Origin of the sequence: Anoxybacillus gonensis (assembly GCF_001187595.1) — a bacterium.
Lineage (GTDB): Bacteria > Bacillota > Bacilli > Bacillales > Anoxybacillaceae > Anoxybacillus > Anoxybacillus gonensis.
The window spans coordinates 546,413-568,361 of the sequence record NZ_CP012152.1 but is presented as its reverse complement, the minus strand read 5'-3'; the positions used below and the strand labels follow the sequence as shown (position 1 = coordinate 568,361).

The 21,949-nt window shown below is 44.2% G+C and carries 25 protein-coding genes; 11 read left to right on the top strand and 14 right to left on the bottom strand.

Annotation, left to right across the window (positions count from 1 at the left end):
* Positions 1–44: 44 nt before the first annotated feature.
* Positions 45–1,388 (top strand): MATE family efflux transporter, encoded by a 1,344-nt coding sequence (locus AFK25_RS03155; RefSeq protein WP_081957677.1) that lies wholly within the window; start codon positions 45–47, stop codon positions 1,386–1,388.
* Here the strand turns inward: AFK25_RS03155 and AFK25_RS03150 are convergent.
* The 8 genes from AFK25_RS03150 to asnB form a co-directional block, all read right to left on the bottom strand.
* The gene (locus AFK25_RS03150; protein ID WP_081957675.1) at positions 1,366–2,832 is read right to left on the bottom strand and encodes a phytoene desaturase family protein; all 1,467 of its coding nucleotides are present in this window, start codon (positions 2,830–2,832) and stop codon (positions 1,366–1,368) included. The two genes, AFK25_RS03155 and AFK25_RS03150, sit on opposite strands and share 23 nt — an antisense overlap.
* Complete coding sequence (locus AFK25_RS03145; protein WP_035064839.1) at positions 2,808–3,890, bottom strand: glycosyltransferase family 2 protein; 1,083 nt, start codon at positions 3,888–3,890, stop codon at positions 2,808–2,810. The genes AFK25_RS03150 and AFK25_RS03145 overlap by 25 nt, the downstream gene beginning before the upstream one ends.
* Entirely contained in the window at positions 3,887–4,552 is a 666-nt protein-coding gene (locus AFK25_RS03140) for a lysophospholipid acyltransferase family protein (RefSeq protein ID WP_035064836.1), read from the bottom strand. Before AFK25_RS03140 ends, AFK25_RS03145 begins: the two co-directional genes overlap by 4 nt.
* The gene (locus AFK25_RS03135; RefSeq protein WP_035064833.1) at positions 4,549–5,277 is read right to left on the bottom strand and encodes a carotenoid biosynthesis protein; all 729 of its coding nucleotides are present in this window, start codon (positions 5,275–5,277) and stop codon (positions 4,549–4,551) included. Before AFK25_RS03135 ends, AFK25_RS03140 begins: the two co-directional genes overlap by 4 nt.
* Positions 5,264–6,115 (bottom strand): phytoene/squalene synthase family protein, encoded by an 852-nt coding sequence (locus tag AFK25_RS03130; RefSeq protein ID WP_035064831.1) that lies wholly within the window; start codon positions 6,113–6,115, stop codon positions 5,264–5,266. The genes AFK25_RS03135 and AFK25_RS03130 overlap by 14 nt, the downstream gene beginning before the upstream one ends.
* A complete protein-coding gene (locus tag AFK25_RS03125) occupies positions 6,112–7,536 on the bottom strand; it encodes a phytoene desaturase family protein (RefSeq protein WP_035064829.1) in 1,425 nt (474 codons plus the stop codon). Before AFK25_RS03125 ends, AFK25_RS03130 begins: the two co-directional genes overlap by 4 nt.
* A complete protein-coding gene (locus tag AFK25_RS03120; protein ID WP_240483391.1) occupies positions 7,536–9,005 on the bottom strand; it encodes a phytoene desaturase family protein in 1,470 nt (489 codons plus the stop codon). The genes AFK25_RS03125 and AFK25_RS03120 overlap by 1 nt, the downstream gene beginning before the upstream one ends.
* A 134-nt stretch (positions 9,006–9,139) precedes the next feature.
* Positions 9,140–10,990: an asparagine synthase (glutamine-hydrolyzing) gene (gene asnB, locus AFK25_RS03115; RefSeq protein WP_035064824.1), complete on the bottom strand. Its 1,851-nt coding sequence runs from the start codon at positions 10,988–10,990 to the stop codon at positions 9,140–9,142.
* A 124-nt stretch (positions 10,991–11,114) separates the two neighbouring features.
* Here asnB and AFK25_RS03110 point away from each other — a divergent pair, with 124 nt between their 5' ends.
* Positions 11,115–11,636 carry a DUF2777 family protein gene (locus AFK25_RS03110; RefSeq protein WP_019417925.1) on the top strand — a complete coding sequence of 174 codons (522 nt, stop codon included), beginning with the start codon at positions 11,115–11,117 and terminating at the stop codon, positions 11,634–11,636.
* Here the strand turns inward: AFK25_RS03110 and AFK25_RS03105 are convergent.
* Both AFK25_RS03105 and AFK25_RS03100 read right to left on the bottom strand, forming a co-directional pair.
* Complete coding sequence (locus tag AFK25_RS03105; RefSeq protein WP_035064822.1) at positions 11,630–13,576, bottom strand: EAL domain-containing protein; 1,947 nt, start codon at positions 13,574–13,576, stop codon at positions 11,630–11,632. The two genes, AFK25_RS03110 and AFK25_RS03105, sit on opposite strands and share 7 nt — an antisense overlap.
* 113 nt (positions 13,577–13,689) lie before the next feature.
* Positions 13,690–14,046 (bottom strand): YisL family protein, encoded by a 357-nt coding sequence (locus AFK25_RS03100; RefSeq protein ID WP_019417927.1) that lies wholly within the window; start codon positions 14,044–14,046, stop codon positions 13,690–13,692.
* A gap of 149 nt (positions 14,047–14,195) precedes the next feature.
* Here AFK25_RS03100 and AFK25_RS03095 point away from each other — a divergent pair, with 149 nt between their 5' ends.
* Positions 14,196–15,386: an ornithine--oxo-acid transaminase gene (locus tag AFK25_RS03095; RefSeq protein WP_035064818.1), complete on the top strand. Its 1,191-nt coding sequence runs from the start codon at positions 14,196–14,198 to the stop codon at positions 15,384–15,386.
* 22 nt (positions 15,387–15,408) lie between these two features.
* Here AFK25_RS03095 and AFK25_RS03090 read toward each other — a convergent pair whose 3' ends face one another.
* On the bottom strand, positions 15,409–16,272 hold the full coding sequence (locus AFK25_RS03090) for a fumarylacetoacetate hydrolase family protein (RefSeq protein ID WP_019417929.1): 864 nt from the start codon (positions 16,270–16,272) through the stop codon (positions 15,409–15,411).
* A gap of 186 nt (positions 16,273–16,458) precedes the next feature.
* Between AFK25_RS03090 and AFK25_RS03085 the strand changes: the two genes are divergently transcribed.
* Positions 16,459–16,638 (top strand): aspartyl-phosphate phosphatase Spo0E family protein, encoded by a 180-nt coding sequence (locus AFK25_RS03085; RefSeq protein ID WP_020424565.1) that lies wholly within the window; start codon positions 16,459–16,461, stop codon positions 16,636–16,638.
* A 5-nt stretch (positions 16,639–16,643) separates the two neighbouring features.
* Here the strand turns inward: AFK25_RS03085 and AFK25_RS03080 are convergent, their stop codons facing one another.
* Both AFK25_RS03080 and AFK25_RS03075 read right to left on the bottom strand, forming a co-directional pair.
* A complete protein-coding gene (locus AFK25_RS03080) occupies positions 16,644–17,753 on the bottom strand; it encodes a DUF418 domain-containing protein (RefSeq protein WP_019417932.1) in 1,110 nt (369 codons plus the stop codon).
* 71 nt (positions 17,754–17,824) lie between these two features.
* Positions 17,825–19,417, bottom strand: a complete 1,593-nt coding sequence (locus AFK25_RS03075) for a long-chain-fatty-acid--CoA ligase (protein WP_035064816.1) — start codon at positions 19,415–19,417, stop codon at positions 17,825–17,827.
* Between the two features lie 138 nt (positions 19,418–19,555).
* On the opposite strand from AFK25_RS03075, the gene AFK25_RS03070 reads away from it, so the two are divergent.
* The 7 genes from AFK25_RS03070 to AFK25_RS03040 all read left to right on the top strand — a co-directional run bounded on the left by AFK25_RS03070 (position 19,556) and on the right by AFK25_RS03040 (position 21,673).
* Positions 19,556–19,780, top strand: a complete 225-nt coding sequence (locus AFK25_RS03070) for a spore germination protein (RefSeq protein WP_009361956.1) — start codon at positions 19,556–19,558, stop codon at positions 19,778–19,780.
* Between the two features lie 3 nt (positions 19,781–19,783).
* The gene (locus AFK25_RS03065) at positions 19,784–20,005 is read left to right on the top strand and encodes a spore germination protein (RefSeq protein ID WP_009361957.1); all 222 of its coding nucleotides are present in this window, start codon (positions 19,784–19,786) and stop codon (positions 20,003–20,005) included.
* Between the two features lie 12 nt (positions 20,006–20,017).
* On the top strand, positions 20,018–20,230 hold the full coding sequence (locus AFK25_RS03060; RefSeq protein WP_035064814.1) for a spore germination protein GerPB: 213 nt from the start codon (positions 20,018–20,020) through the stop codon (positions 20,228–20,230).
* A gap of 73 nt (positions 20,231–20,303) precedes the next feature.
* A complete protein-coding gene (gene gerPC, locus AFK25_RS03055) occupies positions 20,304–20,888 on the top strand; it encodes a spore germination protein GerPC (protein ID WP_019417018.1) in 585 nt (194 codons plus the stop codon).
* Positions 20,885–21,082, top strand: coding sequence for a hypothetical protein (locus AFK25_RS03050; protein WP_009361960.1), 198 nt, complete (start codon positions 20,885–20,887; stop codon positions 21,080–21,082). The genes gerPC and AFK25_RS03050 overlap by 4 nt, the downstream gene beginning before the upstream one ends.
* On the top strand, positions 21,079–21,477 hold the full coding sequence (locus AFK25_RS03045; protein WP_009361961.1) for a spore germination protein GerPE: 399 nt from the start codon (positions 21,079–21,081) through the stop codon (positions 21,475–21,477). Before AFK25_RS03050 ends, AFK25_RS03045 begins: the two co-directional genes overlap by 4 nt.
* Positions 21,452–21,673 (top strand): spore germination protein, encoded by a 222-nt coding sequence (locus AFK25_RS03040; protein ID WP_009361962.1) that lies wholly within the window; start codon positions 21,452–21,454, stop codon positions 21,671–21,673. Before AFK25_RS03045 ends, AFK25_RS03040 begins: the two co-directional genes overlap by 26 nt.
* On the opposite strand, the gene AFK25_RS03035 is transcribed toward AFK25_RS03040, so the two are convergent.
* Positions 21,670–21,948, bottom strand: coding sequence for a restriction endonuclease (locus AFK25_RS03035; protein WP_009361963.1), 279 nt, complete (start codon positions 21,946–21,948; stop codon positions 21,670–21,672). The genes AFK25_RS03040 and AFK25_RS03035 overlap by 4 nt on opposite strands.
* Between the last annotated feature and the right edge of the window lies 1 nt (position 21,949).

Below are 21,949 nucleotides of genomic sequence, written 5' to 3'. Positions count from 1 at the left end.
TGAAAACAGTTTGCAAGTCGGAAATCGTAAAGGAGTTGTCTTCTTTGGCAAAAAAGCTTTCTTTATTTGCGCTCACTTGGCCGATTTTTATTGAATTGACGCTTCATATGTTAACGGGCAACGCCGATACGTTTATGCTTAGCCAATATGCAGATGAAGCGGTGGCTGCGGTCGGTGTAGCGAATCAACTGTTGTTTATGGTCGTTGTCATGTTTGGCTTTATCGCAACAGGAACATCGATTTTAATTGCACAATATGCGGGGGCAAACGATGAAAAAACAGCTTCCTACATCGGAGCTGTTTCCATTTGGGCAAATATGTTATTTGGCATCGTATTAAGTGTGGCCCTTTGGGCAGGAAGCGACACTCTTCTTCAACTCATGAACGTCCCGAATGAACTCATTGCAGATGCGCGCACGTATTTATGGATTGTCGGCGGCTTTTCGTTTGTGCAAGCGCTCATTATGACGCTCGGGGCGATATTGCGCAGCTACGGGTTTACGCGCGACATGATGAACATTACGATCGGGGTCAATATATTAAACATTATCGGAAACTATTTCGTTTTGTTTGGGCCGTTCGGCTTACCTGTATTAGGTGTCGAAGGTGTCGCTTGGTCAACGACGATTAGCCGCATGATCGGGCTTGTCGTTGGATTTTTTCTCGTGATGAAACGTCTCCAACATCCGCTCCCGCTTTTATCGAAAGAGGCGCTTTCATTTGCTTACGTCAAACAATTATTAAAAATCGGCATTCCATCTGCCGGCGAACATGTCGCTTACAATACATCACAACTTGTCATCACCTATTTCATTACGATGCTTGGCACAGAAGCATTAACGACAAGAGTATATACGCAAAACATTATGATGTTTATTTTTTTATTTAGCGTTGCCATTGGGCAAGGGACGCAAATTATCGTCGGGCATCTCGTTGGGGCGGAACGCTTTCATGAGGCGTATATCCGCTGCTTGCGAAGTTTACGGCTCGCCGTCATCATTTCGTTTACCGTTGCGGCCGTGTTTTCCGTCTTTTCCGATCAACTGTTTTCCATTTTCACAAGCAACAATCGGATGATTGAAACAGGCGGGACGCTCATTTTACTCACGATGCTTCTCGAACCCGGACGTTCGTTTAATCTCGTCATCATTAACTCTTTACGCGCGGCTGGCGACGTAAAATTTCCTGTCTACATCGGTATCGCATCGATGTGGGGGATCAGCGTCCCGCTCGCCTATATTCTTGGCATTTCGTTCAATCTCGGCTTAGTTGGCATCTGGCTCGCCTTTACGGCGGACGAATGGCTGCGCGGCTTGCTCGTCTATTGGCGCTGGAAATCAAATGTATGGCGCACAAAATCGTTCGTCAAAAAGGAAGCGACAGCTTAACACCGAGCAAATAATAAGCGACATTTTGTCCACTAATGACAACCATTGGCGATCCACCTCCCGGGTGGGTCGTCCCTCCAACGAAATATAATCCTTTCACTTCTTTACATGCATTTGACGGACGTAAAAACGTGTCCCGCCGCCGATTCGACGCCACGCCATACAATGCGCCGCGATATGCGCCAAACTGTTCAGCAATATGAAGCGGAGTGATGACGCGTTCGACGTCTGGCACAACGTTTAATCCGTACGAGCGAAGCCGTTCGTACACAAGCTGCTTATATGCTTGTTCATCGACTTGCATACGCCCATCTTTTGTGAGTGGCGGAGCATTCACTAACACAAACAACGATGACCCTTCTTTCGTAAATGGTGGCGCGCAAACGTATATCGTCGGATGTTCACTATACCGTCCAGCAAGTATATGTTCAAACTCTTGTTTATAATTAGGGGAGAAAAACACGTTGTGATGAGCTAAATCATCCCATTTTTCTTTCGTTCCAACTAACATGACAAAGGCAGAAATGGACGGCTCGGCTCGTTCATACGAGCGATCGTGAGGATCAACGAGCTCGCGATACGCCTGTAACAAATCGGCATTCATAATCACGACATCCGCTTCTACCTTTTCCCCGTCTTCAAGCTCCACTCCTTTCACCGCTCCGTTATGCACAATGACACGCTTGACCGCTCGGTTTGTATGTAACGTTGCCCCCGCTCGTTTTGCAAGCATCGCAAACGTATCGGCAATACGAGCATTTCCCCCTTCTACGTAATATACGCCATCGACCATTTCTAAATAAGCAATCATCGCAAACGTCGCTGGCGCCATATACGGCGAGGAGCCAATGTACGTCGCATAACGGTCGTACGCTTGAATAACATGTTCGTTTGTAAAATAACGTTGAAAAAAATGATGTAACGTTTCAAACGGGCGCGCATTCAATAAAGCAAACGCAAGCGACGGCGACATATAATCAACAAAAGAGCGAAACATGCGTGGAAAAAAGTACGTTTTCGCCAGCCGATACAACCGTTCCACTTCGCGCAAAAAATCGTCGTATCGCAACGCCCCGACGCGATCAATCGCCGCAAGCTGCTCTTTCATGTAATCGCGATCGCTCGAAAGAAAAAACGTCGTTTTGTCTTCATATACGTTTTTCGTATGCACAGACAATTTTCGAAACGTGATGTAATCTTCTGTACGCGCCCCTGTTTGCTCAATCACATGACGAAATACAAACGGCATCGTAATCGTATTCGGCCCAAAATCGAAATAATAATCGCCGAGTTGAACGGGCATTAACTTTCCGCCGAAATGACTATTTTTTTCAAACAACTGCACATCAACACCTCGCTGTGCAAGCGTCACCGCGGCAGACAATCCACCGAGCCCACCGCCGATAATGACTACTTTTTTCACGTGTACGTCCTCCCCTTCCATTCATACCGTTTTGCGCGCATCGACGCATACATTAATACGATAAACGCCGCGGCACTGATCGGCATCCAATAACATGTCGAAATCGAGCGCTCCGTCTTCCACTCGACATACGCCTTTTGCGCAATGATGATCGCAAGCGGCAAGGAGTACGCTGCCCCATATATGAGCGACAACGGCGCGAAAATAAGCGGCGCGACATAACATATGCCATAAAACATCGTAAGTAACAAAACAAAAAACGGGGAACGATTTAATCCGATATATACATTTTTCAAAAAACCGGCCCATACTTCTTTATTCGTTTCATACATATAACAAACGACATGTGTGCTCACGTTCGCTAAAATGACGCGATAACGATGTTCTTTCATTTTTCGGGCAATCATCACATCTTCAACAAGTTCTTGCTTGACGGACGCATGACCACCGATCGCTTCATAAGCGGTGCGCTCGAAAAATAAACAAGCTCCATGCGCCGCCGTTGTTGCCCGCATGTTCGTATAGTTGGCGAAAACGAGCGGCAAATGAAAGAAAATAAAAAAATGTTGCAACGGAACGAGCCATTTTCCAACGAGCGGCAGCGACTTTGGATGAAACGACGGAAAACCAGTGACAAGTTTTGCATGATATGTCGTTGCGACCGTCAACAATGCTTCAATGACCGTTGGCTTTAACTCAACATCCGCATCAATAAAAAATAAATATGCTCCGTTCGCTTGCTGAGCGAGTTGATGACACGCATGCACCTTTCCTGCCCATCCGTCAGGAAGCGCCTTTCCTTGCAAAAGCGTAAAACGATCGTCCCCTTTCGTTTCTTGCAGCAAAAACTCATACGTTCGATCCGTTGATTGATCATCAAGAAGCAAAAACTCGATCGGCTCATATGTTAGCTGTTTTAGCGAGCGAACGAGACGCTTGACATTCCTTTCTTCATTGCGCAACGGAACGAGCACGCTCACAAGCGGACGATCAGTAAACACCGAACGTTTCGGAAGAGGAACAAGAAACAAAGAGTTGACAACCGTCCAAATGAAAAAACATGCCAAAATGACGCTCATCCTTTTCCTCCATCCCAACGGCGAAACGATTGAATTTGTTCAGCGATCACTAACCGCCGAACATCATCGAGCTGCGCGGTACACATACGCTCAAGTTCAGCCGTTTTTTCTTTTCGGTTGCTTCCTGAAATATCACAAATATATAACGGCTCGCCAATATGAATAAACCATTCCGGCTTGCGATGATGACGAAAACTATGGTAAAACGCAAGCGGAACGATGGGCACGTTCGCCCGTTCCGCTACATATACAGCGCCTGTAAAAAATTGAAGCGGGCGCTTTTCAATATGTTGTTCTTCCCCTTGTGGAAACATCCAAACGCTTTTCCCGTCACGCAATAACGAAACCGCATAGTCAAGCGAATTCATGATATCTTTTCGTTGCGCACGATTCACCGAAAAACCGCCGAGCTTACGGAAAAACGGATATTGTTTTAATCCTTCTTCTGACATCATCGCATAACTATTTTGTTGAAAAACAAAACGGCTTAATTGAAATGCGATCAGTCCATCCCACCACGAACTATGATTCGCCACATATAGCGCAGGCGTTCGGACGACATGTCCACGTACATACAACCGATGAAACGATGTGCGCAACAACCATGTGTTATAAAGCGAAAACATCCATTCAAATGCGCGGCTTTTTTTCGCTTCAATCATGTCGATCGTCTCCATTTCCAAAAAATAACCGACGTAAGCGATAGTCCGAGGACAAAAGCGGCATATAACTGTTCCATGAACGCAAGAAATAAAAACATCGCTTCAAGAAGGAAAAAAAGAGAAATGGCTCGCTGTTCGGAACTTGCTTTGCGCGCTGGAAAAAGAAAAAGCGTAAAATGAATAACGAACGCGACGACAAACCAGCCGACAAAATTTTGGAGTGGAACGTTGTAATATATGCTCGTTTCTTCCCAAATCCAATACTGTTTTGCCACATATGCTACCGGGTCAATGGCTAAATCTAATACGACCGCCAACGCTGCACCGACAACAGCAGAAAATAGCGGGCGCTTTGTTGAAACGAAACGGAATGCGAGCGCATGCGTACAACCGATGACCGCAAGCCAAGCAAAACCGATCGCAATCGGTACCCCAAACACCGTCATGCCAAATTGATTCGTATAATCATATGAACCGAATATGAGACTATACGTTGCTCCGACGTATTCGACCACCATCGTACCGATGAAAATAGCAACCGTTGCGATGACGCCACGTCGACCGTATGTTTCGATTAAAAAAGAGGCGCCAATCCCCCCAGCAAGCATTAAAAAGACAACATTGGCCCACTCTAACCACGGCGGAAGAAGACGAAAACCGACGAGCACAATCCCGCATGCATACCAAATGAGAAAGAGGCGGTATAACCGATCACCCGACTTCAACGTTTTCGCCTCCCATTTGTTGCAATAACGCTTTTTTCCGTTCTTCCGATACGAACGCTCGCTTCGTAAATACGTCATATTGTTGTTCACGAACAGCATGTAAAATGCTTTTATACATAAGCGCCGCTCCTTTTACGGCAAAACGGGCAGACAGTGGATAAAGAGAAAACATTTTTTCTGCCTCCGCATATCTATTTTCCGCCTCTTGTGCGATATGCTCCCATAAATCAATAAATGAGCTCGTCACTTGACCGAAAGCAATCTGTTGTTCACTCACTCCATACATGTTCATCCATTCGCGCGGCAAATACACGCGACCGCGCATCATATCTTCGCCGACATCGCGCAAAATGTTCGTCAACTGCATCGCTTCGCCGAGCGCGATCGCGCTCTCTTTTAATTGTTCGCGGCGATGCGGGGCTAAAATCGGCAATAACATGAGCCCGACGGTACTTGCCACACAATAACAATAGCGAAGCAACTGGGGAAACGTATCATAACGATGGACAGTTAAATCCATTTTTTGCCCTTCGATCATATGCCAAAACGGTTCAACGTCCATATCATAGCGCGCAAAGACATCGCGAAGCGCGATCCACATAAAATCATCCTCTGTATGCCCCGCCACAAACGCTTCCCATTGTTTTTCGAATTGTTGCAACTGTTCATCTGGTTGTTCTCCTTCATCCACGATGTCGTCCACGCGGCGACAAAACGCATAAATCGCCCAAATGGCCTGACGATCATCATACGGAAGAAGGGAAAACGCGCGATAAAACGTTTTCGAATGATATGCTGTCACCGCTTCACATTGTGCATACGCTTGCTTTACATTCACTCGTACTCACTCCAATCACGAAGTAATTGTTCCGTACATAATTTCGCCCCTTGCATGACAATCGGAACCCCTCCACCCGGATGAACAGATGCTCCAACACGATACACGTTTTCGTAACGTGTCGACTTTACTTGTGGACGAAATGGACCAGATTGAAATAATGTCGGCGCGATCCCGAACATCCCGCCATCATACAATCCTTCTTTGTGCGCATCAATCGGCGTACGAACATGCATCCACTCCATTTCCTTCTTCAAGTTCGGAAACGCTCGTTTCTCCACTTCATCAACGATGCGAGAAATCCAATGTTGTTGTGTTGTCCAATCGATATGGCGCCCAGCCGGCACAGGAATTAATACATATAACACGCTTTTCCCGTCAGGCGCTAACGAACGATCGACCGCTGACGGATAAAACGTATAAAATGACGGATCTTTCGGGACAACTTTTCGAACAAAGACGTCATCCATATGTTGTTGAAAATCCGGTGGTAAAAAAAATTGATGAATTGGTGCATCGTACGTGCGCCCAAGTCCGATATAAAGCAACACGCAGCTCGATGAAGGGGTCCACGTTCGTTTTTTCGTCATCATCGGTTCATCTGTATTCATCACAACTGCATCGAAACGGTACATTTCTCCTCGAGCATAAAGCGCTTCGATTTTTGAACCGTTCACTTCGTACCGTTCCACTTCTGTTTGCAATCGAACCGTTACACCTGCTTCTGCTAGTTTTCTTGCAAGCAAAGAAACGAGACTAGCATATCCACCTTTCACGTAATAAACCCCGTGTGCATGCTCGCTAAACGAAACGAGCGAATAAAGAGATGGCGTCGTATACGGATTGCCTCCAATATATAACGTCTGTAACGAATAAGCAAGCTGCAACCGTTCATCGTGAAAATAACGGCTCATGCTCGTTTTCACAGATTGATAGGCGCGCATACGTGAAAAAAGCGCCATCGTTTCTTTCGTGAAAAACGTTCGTTTCTTTAAGAATGTTTTTTTTAAAATGAGCTCATCGCCCTTTTCAAAATTTTCCTTCATCTCATTCATAAAACGTTGGAATCCTTTTTCTTCTCCTGGAAACAGACGAGCAATTTCTTCTCTTTGTCTTTCCTCATCCGCATACTTTGTGTACGATATACCGTCTGCAAAATGAATCGTATACATCGGATCGCACCGAACAAGCTCGTATTCATCTTCCGTTACGCCAACGTCGGAAAGAAAGGCACGCAATTTTTCTGGCAACAATACGATCGTTGGACCGGCGTCAATGCGGAACTCGTCTCGCTCAATAAACGAAAGACGCCCGCCAAGCCGATCATTTTTCTCAAAAACTGTCACATGTGCCCCCCGCTTTGCAAGTGATAGCGCCGTCATCATGCCGCCAATGCCTCCGCCGACGACTGCAATGTTCATTATGCTTCCCTCCGCTTCGGCAAGTCGCCAACTGGAATAAGCGGTTGACGATGTGCTTGTAGTATGCCGTTTGCTGTAATACGGGCTGATTCAAAAATAGTCGGCAAACCGCTTCCCGGATGCGTCCCGCCACCGACGAGCCAACAGTGATTTAGTTCTTCAAATTCGTTATGTGGACGAAACACCATCATTTGCGACAACTGATGGCCTAAATTAAACGTCGCTCCTTCATAAACGAATACATCATGCTCCCAATCATGCGGTGTAATGATTTTTTCGCATTCAATATGTCGCTCCATCTGTTTCCACCCTAATTTTTTACATAGCGTATCCCATAGTTTTCGACGAAACGGCTCTTTCTCTTTTTCCCAATCAATACCGCTCGTATTGTTCGGCACAGGCGCTAAAATGTAAAGCGCACCTTTTCCTTTCGGAGCGACCGTCGCATCCGTTGCGGCAGCATGTTGCACGTAAATGGACGGATCGTGTGGAATCGTTTTTTCTTTCGTAATTTCATCGACGTTTCGCTTGTAATCGTCCGCAAATATAATCGTATGATGAGCAAGATCAACCGGCTTGTTTATCCCGACGTACATCATAAATGTCGAACATGAATATTTCTTTTTTTGCAACTTTTCTTTGCGATATTTTTTTAATACACCGTCATCGACGAGGTTCGTCATCGCATGGGCAAAATCAGCATTTATAATGACTTCATCCGCCATTACTTTTTCACCGTTTTCTAATATGACCCCTTTCACAGCCGTTCCGTCAAGCCAAAGCTTTCGCACCCCTGCGCTCACATGCACGCGCCCTCCATATTCTTCAACGATGCGCGCCATCGCTTTTGGAATTTCATTTAACCCGCCGATGACGTGATAAATGCCGTACGCATGCTCCATGTAAGATAAAATGGAAAACGCACCGGGACATTCCCATGGGGACATCCCTAAATATTTCGCTTGAAACGTAAACGCTAACCGAAGGCGTTCATCATCAAAATATCGGCTTAATACATCGTATAGCGATTGTGACAACGTCAACTGCGGCAACGCTTTTAACACGGCCGGACGCAAATAGTGGTACAATCGATCCATTTTACTTTGCAAAATCGGCGCGAGCGCCTGCAACTTCCGCTCATTTTCATTGATAAACCGCTCATAACCGTCTTCGTTCCCAGGAAATAGCGCAGCGATTTGTTCTTTCATTTTTTTCCGATTCATCGTCATCGCTAACTTGACATCACGAAAAACGAGTTCATACATCGGATCTAATTCGACAAGTTGGACATAGTCGTGTATGTTTCTTCCTGCTGCTGCAAATAACTCTTCAATGATATGAGGCATGCTTAAAAACGTCGGACCGATATCAAAACGGTATTCACCGAGCTCAAATCGTCCATTTCGTCCTCCTACGTACGGTTTTTTCTCAAATACAGACACATCATATCCTTTCGCAGCAAGCAACATCGCGGCAGCAAGCCCACCTGGTCCCGCTCCGACGACAACAATTTTTTTCACACTATCCACTCCTATTGAACAAAAGTTATACAAACATTATACAAGATAAATTAAAAACAGGAAAGAAAAAAGACAGCCGTTTTTTAGCTGTCTTTTAAATGAATGTTGTAATGCTCAAACCACTCATGAAATTGAACGAAATACGCTAACAGCTGCGGACCGGACATGAGTTGACCGAACCACGGGATGCGAAACGACTGCCCTTTCGTTTCCACTAATTCCTTTAACTTCTTTCGATCAAACAATTCATATAAAACGGACGAGCGATTCGTTAAAATCGTCTCTAGCCGTTCAGCAACGATGTCCGTATAACGCGGATGATGTGTTTTCGGATATGGGCTTTTTTTCCGATACAACACGTCATCTGGTAAAATTCCTTCAAGCGCTTTGCGTAAAATTCCTTTTTCACGATTGTTGTACATTTTCATCTCCCACGGAATGTTCCATACATACTCAACGAGGCGATGATCGGCAAACGGTACGCGCACTTCTAAACTTGCCGCCATGCTCATGCGGTCTTTCCGATCTAACAACGTCGTCATAAACCAAATCATATTTAAATAAAACAATTCGCGGCGGCGCGCTTCTTCTGCGCTTTCTCCGTCTGCGTGAGGAACTTCACGAAGCGTTTCTTTATAACGCATATCGGCATACTCATGAAGCGGAAGTTTTTCACGCCACGTTTCATTGAGAAGATCGAATCGCTCATCTAACGAGCGCATCCACGGAAATCCGTCTCGCTCAAAATCTTCTTTTCTATGGAACCACGGATAGCCTCCGAAAATTTCGTCTGCACATTCACCTGATAAACTAACGACAAACTGTTGCTTTATTTGACGGCAAAACCAAAGAAGCGACGAATCAATATCCGCCATTCCCGGCAAATCACGGGCAATGACTGCTTCTTTTAAATCATCAGCTAATTGTTGTTGGGAAATGATGCACGTATGATGAACGGTTTGGAATGCATCCGACATTTGTTTAATCCACGGTCCGTCACTGTTCGGTTGAAATGCGTTCGCTGTAAAATATTGTTCATTTTCTTCATAATCAATGGAATACGTATGAAGAGGAGCTTTCCCTTCACGTTCAAACGCCTTCGCTGCAATCGCCGTAATCGCGCTCGAATCGACCCCACCCGATAAAAACGTACAAACAGGTACATCGGAAACGAGTTGTCGCGTAATCGCATCGATCAACAACGTCCGAATATGTTCTACCGTTTCATGAAAGGAATGCTCATGCGGTGCGCTTTTTACGTTCCAATATCGCCATTGACGTACGCCGCTTTGCTGAACGATCATCGCATGAGCCGGGCGCAATTCATAAATCGTTCGAAACACGCCATGCCCCGGTGTGCGCGAAGGGCCGAGCGCTAAAATTTCACATAAACTTTCGCGATCAATTTCGGCACGAACGTTTGGATGAGCCAAAATCGCTTTTATTTCTGAAGCGAATAAAAACTCCCCTTGTTCATAGCGATAAAACAACGGCTTCACTCCTAAACGATCGCGCGCTAAAAAGAGTTGCTTTCGTTCATCGTCCCACACCGCAAACGCAAAAATGCCGTTCAGATGATCGACACATTGTTCACGCCATTCCATGTATGCGGTAAGCAACACTTCCGTATCGGAATGCCCTTGAAACGTATATCCGTTTTTCAATAACTGTTTTCGAATATCTTCTGTATTATATAGCTCTCCATTATAACAAATCGTATAACGATGACCATTTTTCATTCGCGTCATCGGCTGTACGCCACCTGCTGGGTCAACGACAACAAGCCGCTTATGTCCAAATGCGACATGATCGTCAAGCCATACGTTCGTATCATCAGGTCCCCGCAACGAAAGCGTATTGGCCATCGCAAGCACCGTGTCTTTCTCTTGGCGTATATGTCGCCCAAAATGAACCCATCCGGTAATTCCGCACACATTCATCATTCCCTTCTGTTGTGAACAAGTATGAAGCATGCTTTTATTTTATGCATCGTTTATATAAATGATGAGTTGTCTATAATGGCGTACGGAAGGAATTGACATGAAGGAGGAAATAATCATGGATCGCCTTGCATCATTGCGCACACAAAAACGGGCTTACGTGTACGGTGTTGTTGAACAAGTAAACGGAGAATGGATATTTTTCGATGACGAAGATGAAGCACATGAATTAACGAGTTTACCTGAGGAAGTCGAACTTTTTCGCTTCGGGCAATGGGTAAAAGGATGGCTTGGTGAAGATGGGGACATATATGTGACAGAACGGTACACATTAAAAAACGGTGATCGTCTTCGCTACATCAAACCGTTGTCGCATGCATACGAACAATGGCTGTCACAGCTACCCGATCACGCGTTTTTCCATTTTATTCATTTAATTAACGAATGGAACTTTTCCGTATACGATTGTTTGTATTGCTACAACTATATGTTATTTGCTGAAAAAGGGGTGAATTTTTTAATGTTTGATAACGCACTCGATATGTGCAACGTGCAACATTATTTTGACGACAAACAACATCGATTCGAGCTTACGTTGCAAACAGGGAAAAAAGTCATTGGCGTTCAACTCGATCATTGAATGGTAGATTCGCTTCCTTGTAACACTTGTTTTTCAAATTGTTCCGCAGGAAGCGGTTTGAAAATCGCATACCCTTGCGCATAATGACATTTTAATCGTTTCAACAATTTCATTTGTTCAGCCGTTTCTACACCTTCTGCAACAACTTTTAGGCGCAAGCCATGCCCCATCGTAATAATCGATTTGACGATCGCAATGTCCGAACGATCTTTATGAAGTTGGTAAATGAACGATCGGTCAATTTTTAACGTATGAATTGGCAAATGTTTTAAATAGCTAAGCGACGAATAGCCTGTGCCAAAATCATCAATCGACACATGTACACCAAGCTGTTGAAGCTGCTTCATGACGTGAATGCTGTAATACATGTTGCGCAACATCGAGCTTTCTGTTAATTCCAAATGTAAACAATGCGCAGGAAGCTGTGACTGTTTCAGTGCTTGTTGCACATCTTCAAAAAACGTCGGATGTTGAAATTGCGTCGCTGAAACATTGACAGAAACCATTAACGAATCAAATCCGAGCTCGTGCCACGTTTTCGTTTGCATGCACGCTTCAGTAAGCACCCAGCGCCCAAGATCGTGGATGAAGCCAATTTCTTCTGCGATTGGAATAAACTCAAGCGGGGAAACAAGGCCGATTTTCGGATGTTTCCAGCGCAACAACGCTTCACTGCCAATGATTTTTCCGGTCACTAAGTCCACAATCGGTTGATAAACGAGAAAACATTCGTTTTTTTCAAGCGCCTTTCGCAAATATCGCTCAAGCTCGACGCGATACATCACTTGCTCGTTCATTTTCGTCGCATACAATTTCACGCCGTTGCCGCCTGTTTGTTTCGCGCGATTCACCGCTGTATCTGCATTTTTTAATAGCGATTGGGCATCGACACCGTCCGCTGGGTAAAAACTAATCCCGACGCTTGCGGTTAAAAAAAACTCTTTTTCTTCATATATAATCGGCACGGCAATATGTTGAAGCAACTTTTTCGTCCATTCAACGACCGTATGCATATCCACTTGCTCAGTAAACAACAGGCTAAACTTATCGCCACCGAAACGACCTAAATGGGCCCCTTGGGGCAATACGTTTTTGATTCGTTCCGCTATTTGTTTTAATATTTCATCCCCACCGTAATGGCCGATCGTATCGTTCACGATTTTAAAACGATCCATATCCACAAACAATACTGCAAGCGTGTTGCCTGTTTCTTTCGCTTGATCGATCGCTTGTTTTACGATGTTTGTAAAATTCAATCGGTTCGGGAGCCCCGTATCGACATCGTGATAGGCGATATATTTTATATGCTCTTCCACGCGCTTTTGTTCAGTAATGTCGCGACCGATGCCATAAATGCCCACCTTTTTTCCGTCAACGATAATCGGAACGTTTTTAATTTGGAACAAATACACATTTCCTGATTTCGATGGAATTTCTAAATTGTATTGTTGCACTTTCCCTTTTAACGCGCGATAAAAATAGCGGCGCACGCGCGGAATATCTTCTTTTTTAATGTAATGAAGCGAGTTTGAATGCAAAATCTCCTGTGCCTTATACCCAAATACTCGTTCAAACGCAGGATTGACGCTTGTGAAATTGCCTTCTAAATCGGTGGAATATACAATGTCTGGATTATGTTCAAATAAAGAGCGGTAATATTGTTCAGATATTTTCATTTTTTTACGCATTTCGTCCATATCCGCCCGACAATCGTCAAAAACGAGGGCACAAATGACGGCTTGTTCCGATGCATCCCCAATCATCGGAAAAAGCTGCGCTTGAGGCAAATGATGCTGCACGTACTGTTCCATTTGCATCCGAAACGAAGGGGAAAGCGAGGAAACGAAAATCGTTAGCTGGTCGTACTCATATAAACGATAGTCGCTCACCCATCGTTCCCAATCCGCAAACGTGTTGCAAACGGTTTGAAATAATTTCATCCCCTTTTTCCCCACTCTTTCTTTCTCTTTATATTTTTAGAATTATCAATCAATTTTATTATAGCACATTTCCATATGGTAGAAAAAGATAAAAGTTGGCGAATATGCCAACTTTACGAAAAGAAAGAAAAGCCAAACGGTAATTTAAATCCGAGATATAACACGACCACAAACGCAACAATGAACTGAAGCCAAAGAACGTTCGTGTTTTTTCCTTTTGCCGTCCGAACGAGAATCATTTCCATCGTTCCGATCACCCATAGACCGACAATCACTTTCACGATATAAAGGAACGGGAATGAGGACATGCTATGTAAAATCCAAGCGCCTGTCGCAATAATGAAAATGTAAAATAAGCGCAATAACATGTGTACCATTTTTGTTTTTTCATGTCCTTTTGCTTGAAACGCAATCGCAACGACAAATAAAATGAGCGCAACAACCCACGTCGTAATATGTGCATGTGTCATAAATATGCTCCTTTCTATCAACCTTATATATGCCAATCATAACATGTCTGTATGACATTTGAAAAAGAAAACGCTCACCTTTTCTATTTACTTTCTATATTCACTTCAAGTATGTTATATATGTGACTACCGAAATAGGAGGGATTGACGTGAAAACAGCACAAATCATCGAACTAACAGAAAAGTACGGCGCAAACAACTATCATCCTCTTCCAGTCGTTTTATCGAAAGGCGAAGGTGTATGGGTAGAAGATCCTGAAGGGAATCGTTATATGGATATGTTAAGCGCTTACTCCGCGGTAAACCAAGGACATCGCCATCCGCGCATCGTCCAAGCGCTCATTGAACAAGCAAATAAAATTACATTAACATCACGAGCATTCCATAACGACCAACTCGGTCCATGGTATGAAAAAGTAGCGAAATTAACGAAAAAAGAGATGGTTTTACCGATGAACACAGGGGCAGAAGCGGTAGAAACAGCCGTCAAAGCGGCGCGCCGCTGGGCGTATGACGTCAAAGGCGTTCCTGCCGATCAAGCGGAAATTATCGTTTGTGAAGATAACTTCCACGGTCGAACGATGACAGCTGTATCGATGTCGTCAAACCCAGAGTACAAACGCGGATTCGGTCCGATGCTTCCAGGCATTAAAATCATTCCGTTCGGCGATGTAGAAGCGCTTAAGCAAGCGATTACACCAAATACAGCAGCGTTTATTTTTGAACCAATTCAAGGGGAAGCAGGCATTAACATTCCGCCAGAAGGATTTTTAAAAGCGGCATATGACGTATGTAAACAACATAACGTATTATATATTGCTGACGAAATTCAATCGGGTCTTGGCCGTTCTGGTAAAATGTTTGCGTGCGATTGGGAAGAAGTCGAGCCAGATATGTACATTCTCGGTAAAGCGCTCGGCGGTGGCGTATTCCCAATTTCATGCGTCGCTGCAAACAAAGATATTCTCGGCGTATTTAATCCGGGATCACACGGATCGACGTTCGGGGGCAATCCGCTCGCTTGCGCTGTTTCGATCGCTGCGCTTGATGTCATCGTTGAAGAAAAATTGCCAGAGCGCTCATTTGAGCTCGGTCAATATTTCCAAGAAAAATTGCGCGAAATTCATCATCCACACATTAAAGAAGTGCGCGGAAGAGGACTATTTATCGGCGTTGAACTGCACGTTGCGGCACGCCCATATTGTGAAAAACTACAACAAGAAGGGCTATTATGTAAAGAGACGCATGATACAGTCATCCGCTTCGCTCCACCGCTCGTCATTACAAAAGAAGAGCTCGACTGGGCCATTGAAAAAGTGAAAAAAGTATTTGAACAGTAAAAAGCTGGGGCACCCCAGCTTTTTATTTGACTACATTCCGTAACGTCCCGATTTGATCAATCGTAATTTCAATCACATCCCCCGACTGTAAAAAGCGCGGCGGATTCATTCCTTTTCCAACACCGGCTGGCGTTCCTGTCGCAATGACATCCCCCGGCTCTAACGTCATCCCTTTCGACAACGTCGCAATAATTGTTGGAATGTCGAAAATAAATTGCGCTGTCGTTGCCGATTGTCTCACTTCGCCATTTACTTTCGTTTCAATATGTAACGCATGCGGATGAGCGATCGCTGACCGATGAACGATCCACGGTCCCATCGGACATGACGTATCTAAACTTTTGCCAAGCAAATATTGTTTATGCCTTTCTTGTAAATCGCGCGCAGTCACATCGTTTACGATCGTATAACCAAACACGTAATCAAGCGCCTGTTCTTTCGGAATAGCTTTTCCTTTTTTTCCAATCACAATCGCAAGCTCTCCTTCATAATCTAGCTGATCGGTCACATCCGCATGGCGTAAAATCGGTGCCTCATGCCCGATCACTGTCGTTGGCGCTTTCGAAAATACAATCATATTTTCGCGATCCGCTACGCCTCCCATTTCTTGCGCATGATCGGCATAATTTTTTCCGATGCAAAAAATGTTTTTTGTCGGACGTGGAATCGGCGCAAGCAACTGCACATCATGAAGATCATACGTCCACTCTCGCTGTGCGCGCTCAAGCACACGCTGCACTTTTTCAATAAACGATTCGCCAAGTTCGAGACATTCGATCATCGTATTCGGTATCGTTTCATCCGCTTTCGATAAATGAACGACCTTTTGCTCGTGTACAACCCCGACAAACACATCCGATCGCGCGTATGCTGTTACAAATTTCATCCCTTCATCCCCTCTTTCGTATGATCGAACATCACTATTTTCTCTTTTTCACGTGTAAACTCCTTTGTAAAAAAATTATTTTTCAGCATATTATACTATTTCCTTTTTCTTCAGAATATGTATAATAGTTTATACATACAGTTGTTTACAGACTGTTAACGAAAATGAAAAATGTTGGTGAACTTTATGTCTCTTTCCCTCATCGAAAAGAAAAGACGACAATTAATTGAATTGGCGCAAACGTACGGTTTTTCTGCGAAAGAAACGATCCAATGCAGTCAAGAGCTCGATGAATTGTTAAACAAACATTTAAAAGAAGCCGTGCTTTTCCATAAAGAAAAAGAGGACAAGCCTTGTACGACATGATCTGTTCATGTCGTTTTCTTTTTTCCGTACGTCATCCATCGCCATACGCGCTCCAGCGGCCCGTTGCGGTGTGTTTTCAACCACCAATGGCTCCATACGACTTGAATGACATACACGATACATGCAATAGCGAGCGCTTGTTTCGGTGTCACTTTTCCATACCATCCGAAGCCATATGCATAAAACAATGTCGTACAAATAATCGATTGCGTCACATAGTTCGTTAACGCCATTTTGCCGACAGGAGCAAAAACATAAATCACTTGCGATGTCATAAGCGAAAACGCAGTAAAATAAAACAACGCAAGCGCCGGCCCTCCAATCATATCTTGCGCATACGTCGTCACGCTGTTTTTTTCCACATACGGCAACAATTTAAACATCACACCGACAACGAATGAACCGATGCACCACTTGTTTATCGTTGCACGATTTTTGGCGACGTCATGAAACCATTTTTCTTTTGCGATAGATGCCCCAAATAAAAAAAACGGGAAAATCGTTAAAATAAAAATGAATGCTTGGGTAAACGAATTGACGTACAACCAATCATACGTCCGCTGCATAAAAATTTGTTCCCATGTCCCTTGCTGGTAGTTCGCGATCGCTTGCTTCGCCAACGTCGGTTCGGAAAAATCGACATCGCCATATTGTTTCCACATTACCCACATCAACATCGTTGAACCGCCAGCCCAACCGCTCCAAAGCAAAAGCGCAAAGCGCCGCAACGTTTTTGCGCTTGTTCGGAAAAACGGAAAAAGAAACAATCCAACGATCGCATAACCGATTAAAATATCGCCATGCCAAATGAAAAACGCATGAAACATCCCAAATAACAACAACGAAAACAAGCGGCGTAAAAAAGTGACCCGAAACTTCTCGTCTCCTTTATCAAGCATCATCCATGCTCCCCAGCCGAACAACATCGAAAAAAGCGGATAAAAGCTCGCTTGCGCAAATATATCTACAAATGCAAGCAGGAAACGATCAACCCCATCTTTCGCAAACACCGTAGCATCGACATATAGCGTCGGAAGCGAAAAATCAAGAACGTTCACAAGCAAAATGCCTAACAACGCAAAACCGCGCACCGCATCAATTGTTGAAATACGCATCTTTTCCCTCCTTTTCCATTTCAGCGTAAAGAAAAAAAAGACCGCTGTCAATCGACAACGGCTCTTCCTTATTAATTCACATATCTTCCTGTCTTCCCTATCGATTGCCAATATTCGTTGCGCAAATGTACTTTTTGTATTTTTCCTGATGCCGTTTTTGGCAATTCTTGAACGAATGTGACGCCGGTAATGGCTTTAAAATGGGCAAGTTTTTCACGTGAAAAGGCGATCAACTCTTGTTCTGTCACTTCTTTTCCTGAACGGACGACGACGAATGCATGTGGCGTTTCGCCCCATTTTTCATGCGGAACAGCGATGACAGCCGCCTCTAACACAGCTGGATGCTCGTACAACACCCCTTCCACTTCAATTGACGAAATGTTTTCCCCACCGCTAATAATAATATCTTTTTTCCGATCAACGATATCGATATTTCCGTACATATCAATCGTCGCCATATCTCCTGTATGAAGCCAGCCGTTACGAATCGTTTCCATTGTCGCTTCTGGATTTTTCCAATATCCTGCCATTACGCCGTTACTGCGCACAATCACTTCTCCGATCGACTTTCCGTCGCGCGGCACTTCTTCCCCATGCTCATTGACGACTTTCACTTCACAGCCAATCATCGCATAACCTGCTTTCGCTTTCATGCGATATTGATCGCTAAGCGGTAAATGTTGCAAATGTGAACGGACGGTAGACACCGTACTTAATGGCGATGATTCCGTCATGCCGTACACTTGAATAAACTCCCAACCTAATTCTTTTTCAACGCGCGTGACAAATGCTGGCGGCGGAGCAGAACCTGCAATGACGACACGCACATCATGCTCAATTGTTGGCACATGTTGCTCATAATATTGCAACAGCGTATTTAACACCGTTGGCGCCATATGCATGACGGTCACTTTATATTTGTTGACGTATTCAAAAATGACTTCAGGAATCGCTTTACGCAAACAAACGTGCGTCGCTCCGTTCGCTGTATAGTAAAACGGTGCCCCCCATCCGTTTACGTGGAACATCGGCAAAATATGCAAATATACGTCCCGATCCGACACGCGCAAATGGTGCATCGTACTTAACGCATGCAAATAGTTGTTGCGATGAGTCAACATCACCCCTTTTGGATTTCCTGTCGTTCCGCTCGTATATAACAAACTACATACGTCGTTTTCATCGATATCCGGACGAACAAACGGCTCTGTCGTATATTGAGCAAGCCATGTATCGTAAGCGATTTCATCAATGTCGTCCGTTTTGCTGTGTACAATGATATATTCAACTGTTTGTAACTCGTTTTTGACTGGCGCAATTAAATGATATAGCTCCGCATCGACGAACAACACTTTGCTTTCGCTATGGTTTAAAATAAATACGTAATCGTCTGGCTTTAAGCGAATGTTTAACGGTACCATGATTGCCCCTGTTTGAAATACCCCATAAAACCCTTCAAGCATTTCTAACGTATTTGGAGCTAAATAAGCGACACGATCTCCTTTTTTCACTCCTATATCGCTTAACCCGTGCGACAATTGGTTCACACGTTCATACAGCTCGCGATACGTCAACGATTTTTCTTCGCTAATGACGCCGACTTTATCCCCATAAAGCGATACGGCGCGATCTAAAAAATGCGTTAATACTAATGGCACATTCATCCCCATTCCCCCATTTTTTATCTAAAAATTATCATTTTTCAGAAATATTATAGCATATCTTTCTTTTTGTGGAGCACATTTCTTTCATTGTTTTCATATGATTGGGTAAGGGAAAGAATGAGAGAAAGGACGATGGCCATGCCTTCCTATATTGCAGGTCCGATTAAAATTACGAACGTCAGTAGCGACGCGACCGTCAATTTCGGCGATACGTTACAAATCGCACCAAAAAGTTCATCTAAGTCGCTCGCAGGTGCTGGTGGTGGAAATACAGGAGACTTTTTACAAACGAATACGTTCATCAGCTTTACAAATACAATCGATCCAGACATCGCCGATGGCAACGTAAAAAGCAAGGGATAGCCGATGCCTGCCATTGTTGGAGCAGTTCAAATTAACAGCATCGGAAGCGGCGGCGTGTTTCATATCGGCGATGTATTTGCCATCTCTCCATACAGCGTAGCGAAAACATTTGCTGGCGCTGGTTCATTTAATACAGGAGACGGCTTGCATATTTACAACCAATATAGCAACACGAATACGAACGACCGCGATATTGCCGATAGCAATATTACCGGAAACGCCTAGCGAGGTGGGAACATGAACTTTTATATTCAACAAACGATTTCCATTCATCAATTAAAAATCGGTTCGCTCACGAACTCATCCGTCCTTCAAATCGGAACGACCGGAAAGGTACAACCGCTCGCCACATTAAGCAATACCGGACAATTTACCGAACCGGCTCCGGAAGCAAAAATCAACATTCAAGGGGAAGAAGGACCGTTCGTCCCACTTCAATCCCCTGTATAAAACAGTGCTACTTCTTTTTGCTCGGCCATAAACTAGAAAATAAAAGGGCCTAACAAAGAAGGAGAGAGCGCGCATGTGGCACGATTACTTTAAACAGCTCGACGCATATTTAAAATGGCAACAACAAAAAATGCAATCGCTTGAACAAGCGATACATGATTTACAACAACAATACGAACAGTTAAAAAAAAAGCCGCGCACAACGATTGAAAAAATTGAATATCATTTTGATCAATTAAAAGTAGAAACGTTAGAAGGAACGTTAAATATCGGTCTAAATCCTGCCACGTTTGGGGAAGATACGATTGAAAATTTTGCGGTTCCAAACAGTCAAACGATTATCCCACAACCAACACCGCTCTTTCGCAACATTCAAACAGCCGTTCATTCATATTTACAAGAAGAAGGAGAACACATTATCGCCCGCATCGAGCAAATGTATGAGCGGTCACTTGATCCAACATATCGCCAATTTATATTGCAAGATATTGCTCTGCAAATTGATGATCGCATTCATTTTTATTTACGACAACATGGGGAAAACGAAAAAGAAAACGAACAGTTACAACAAAACATTATCGCTTATTTAAAACGAGACATTGAACATTCGATTGAAACGTTTTTAAAACATTTACCACGAGAGGAGACGAACGAATGAATATGACAGTTGTCAATCATCATCTATCGGTCGGTCATATCGCCATCGGGGGGGTGGCGAGCGCCTCGCTCGTCTTAATCGGCGATAGCGAAACGATCCAATTAGCTTCCGCATTCGACACGCCTCCAGAATCGTTAATTATCGGTCCGTTTCCACAAAAACAAAACAATAAAAAAAATGAGGAAAAGCGATGAGCCGCCTTTCCGTCGTTCATTTACTAAAAGCAAATGCCGTCTCCTTTAGCTCCGTCGTGCAAATTGGAGACAGCCAACACGTTCGTCTTTCTGGGCGAGCGCTTGCTGTTCAAAGACAATTTGAATATGTCGACAGCAACGAATTTCCGCTCGCCTTTCCGATCTTTACAAAACCGATTCCGCTCCCACCTGTTGATCATGAACACGTTTGTCGCCATACGTTGCACGATTGCCCGCTCATCGCTGTTCATTCCATTCGCATCATCGGGGTTTCTTCTACCTCTGTCGTGCATATCGGTTCAACGAAAAACATAGAAGCGGAATCACGAGTCAAACATATTCGTCAGCTGACAGAAAGGAGAGAACAACATGCCCGCTCTCGTCGGTCCGATTAAAATTAACCTCGTCGCTAGCGGCGCCGTCATGCAAGTAGGGGATACGTTATATGTGTCACCGAAAATATCATCTAAAACATTCGCTGGCGCTGGCGCATTTAACACCGGCAATTTTATTATCGCCAACAACGGCATTAGCTTAACAAATACGCTCGACGCGGATGCATTCGATCAAAACGTTGTCGGCAACGCTTAACGCTTTTTCCGATTTGCCTTTTTTATTTTCGGCAACCGATCGGCTGGCTGTTTTCGAATCCATCGAATAAATGCCGCGATGTTTTCGTCATGTTGTAACCGCTCAATCGTATATAGCCGGCTCGCTAATTCTTCGTTCGTATATAGCGCATGAATTTGCTTATGGCAAGGAAGGCATAGTTTGGCTGTTTCTGTTCCGCCATACTCTTTCGGCGTTAAATGATGAGCGGTTAATACGACATCGTCTCTCTCGCACAGTTCACACATCCCTTTCATC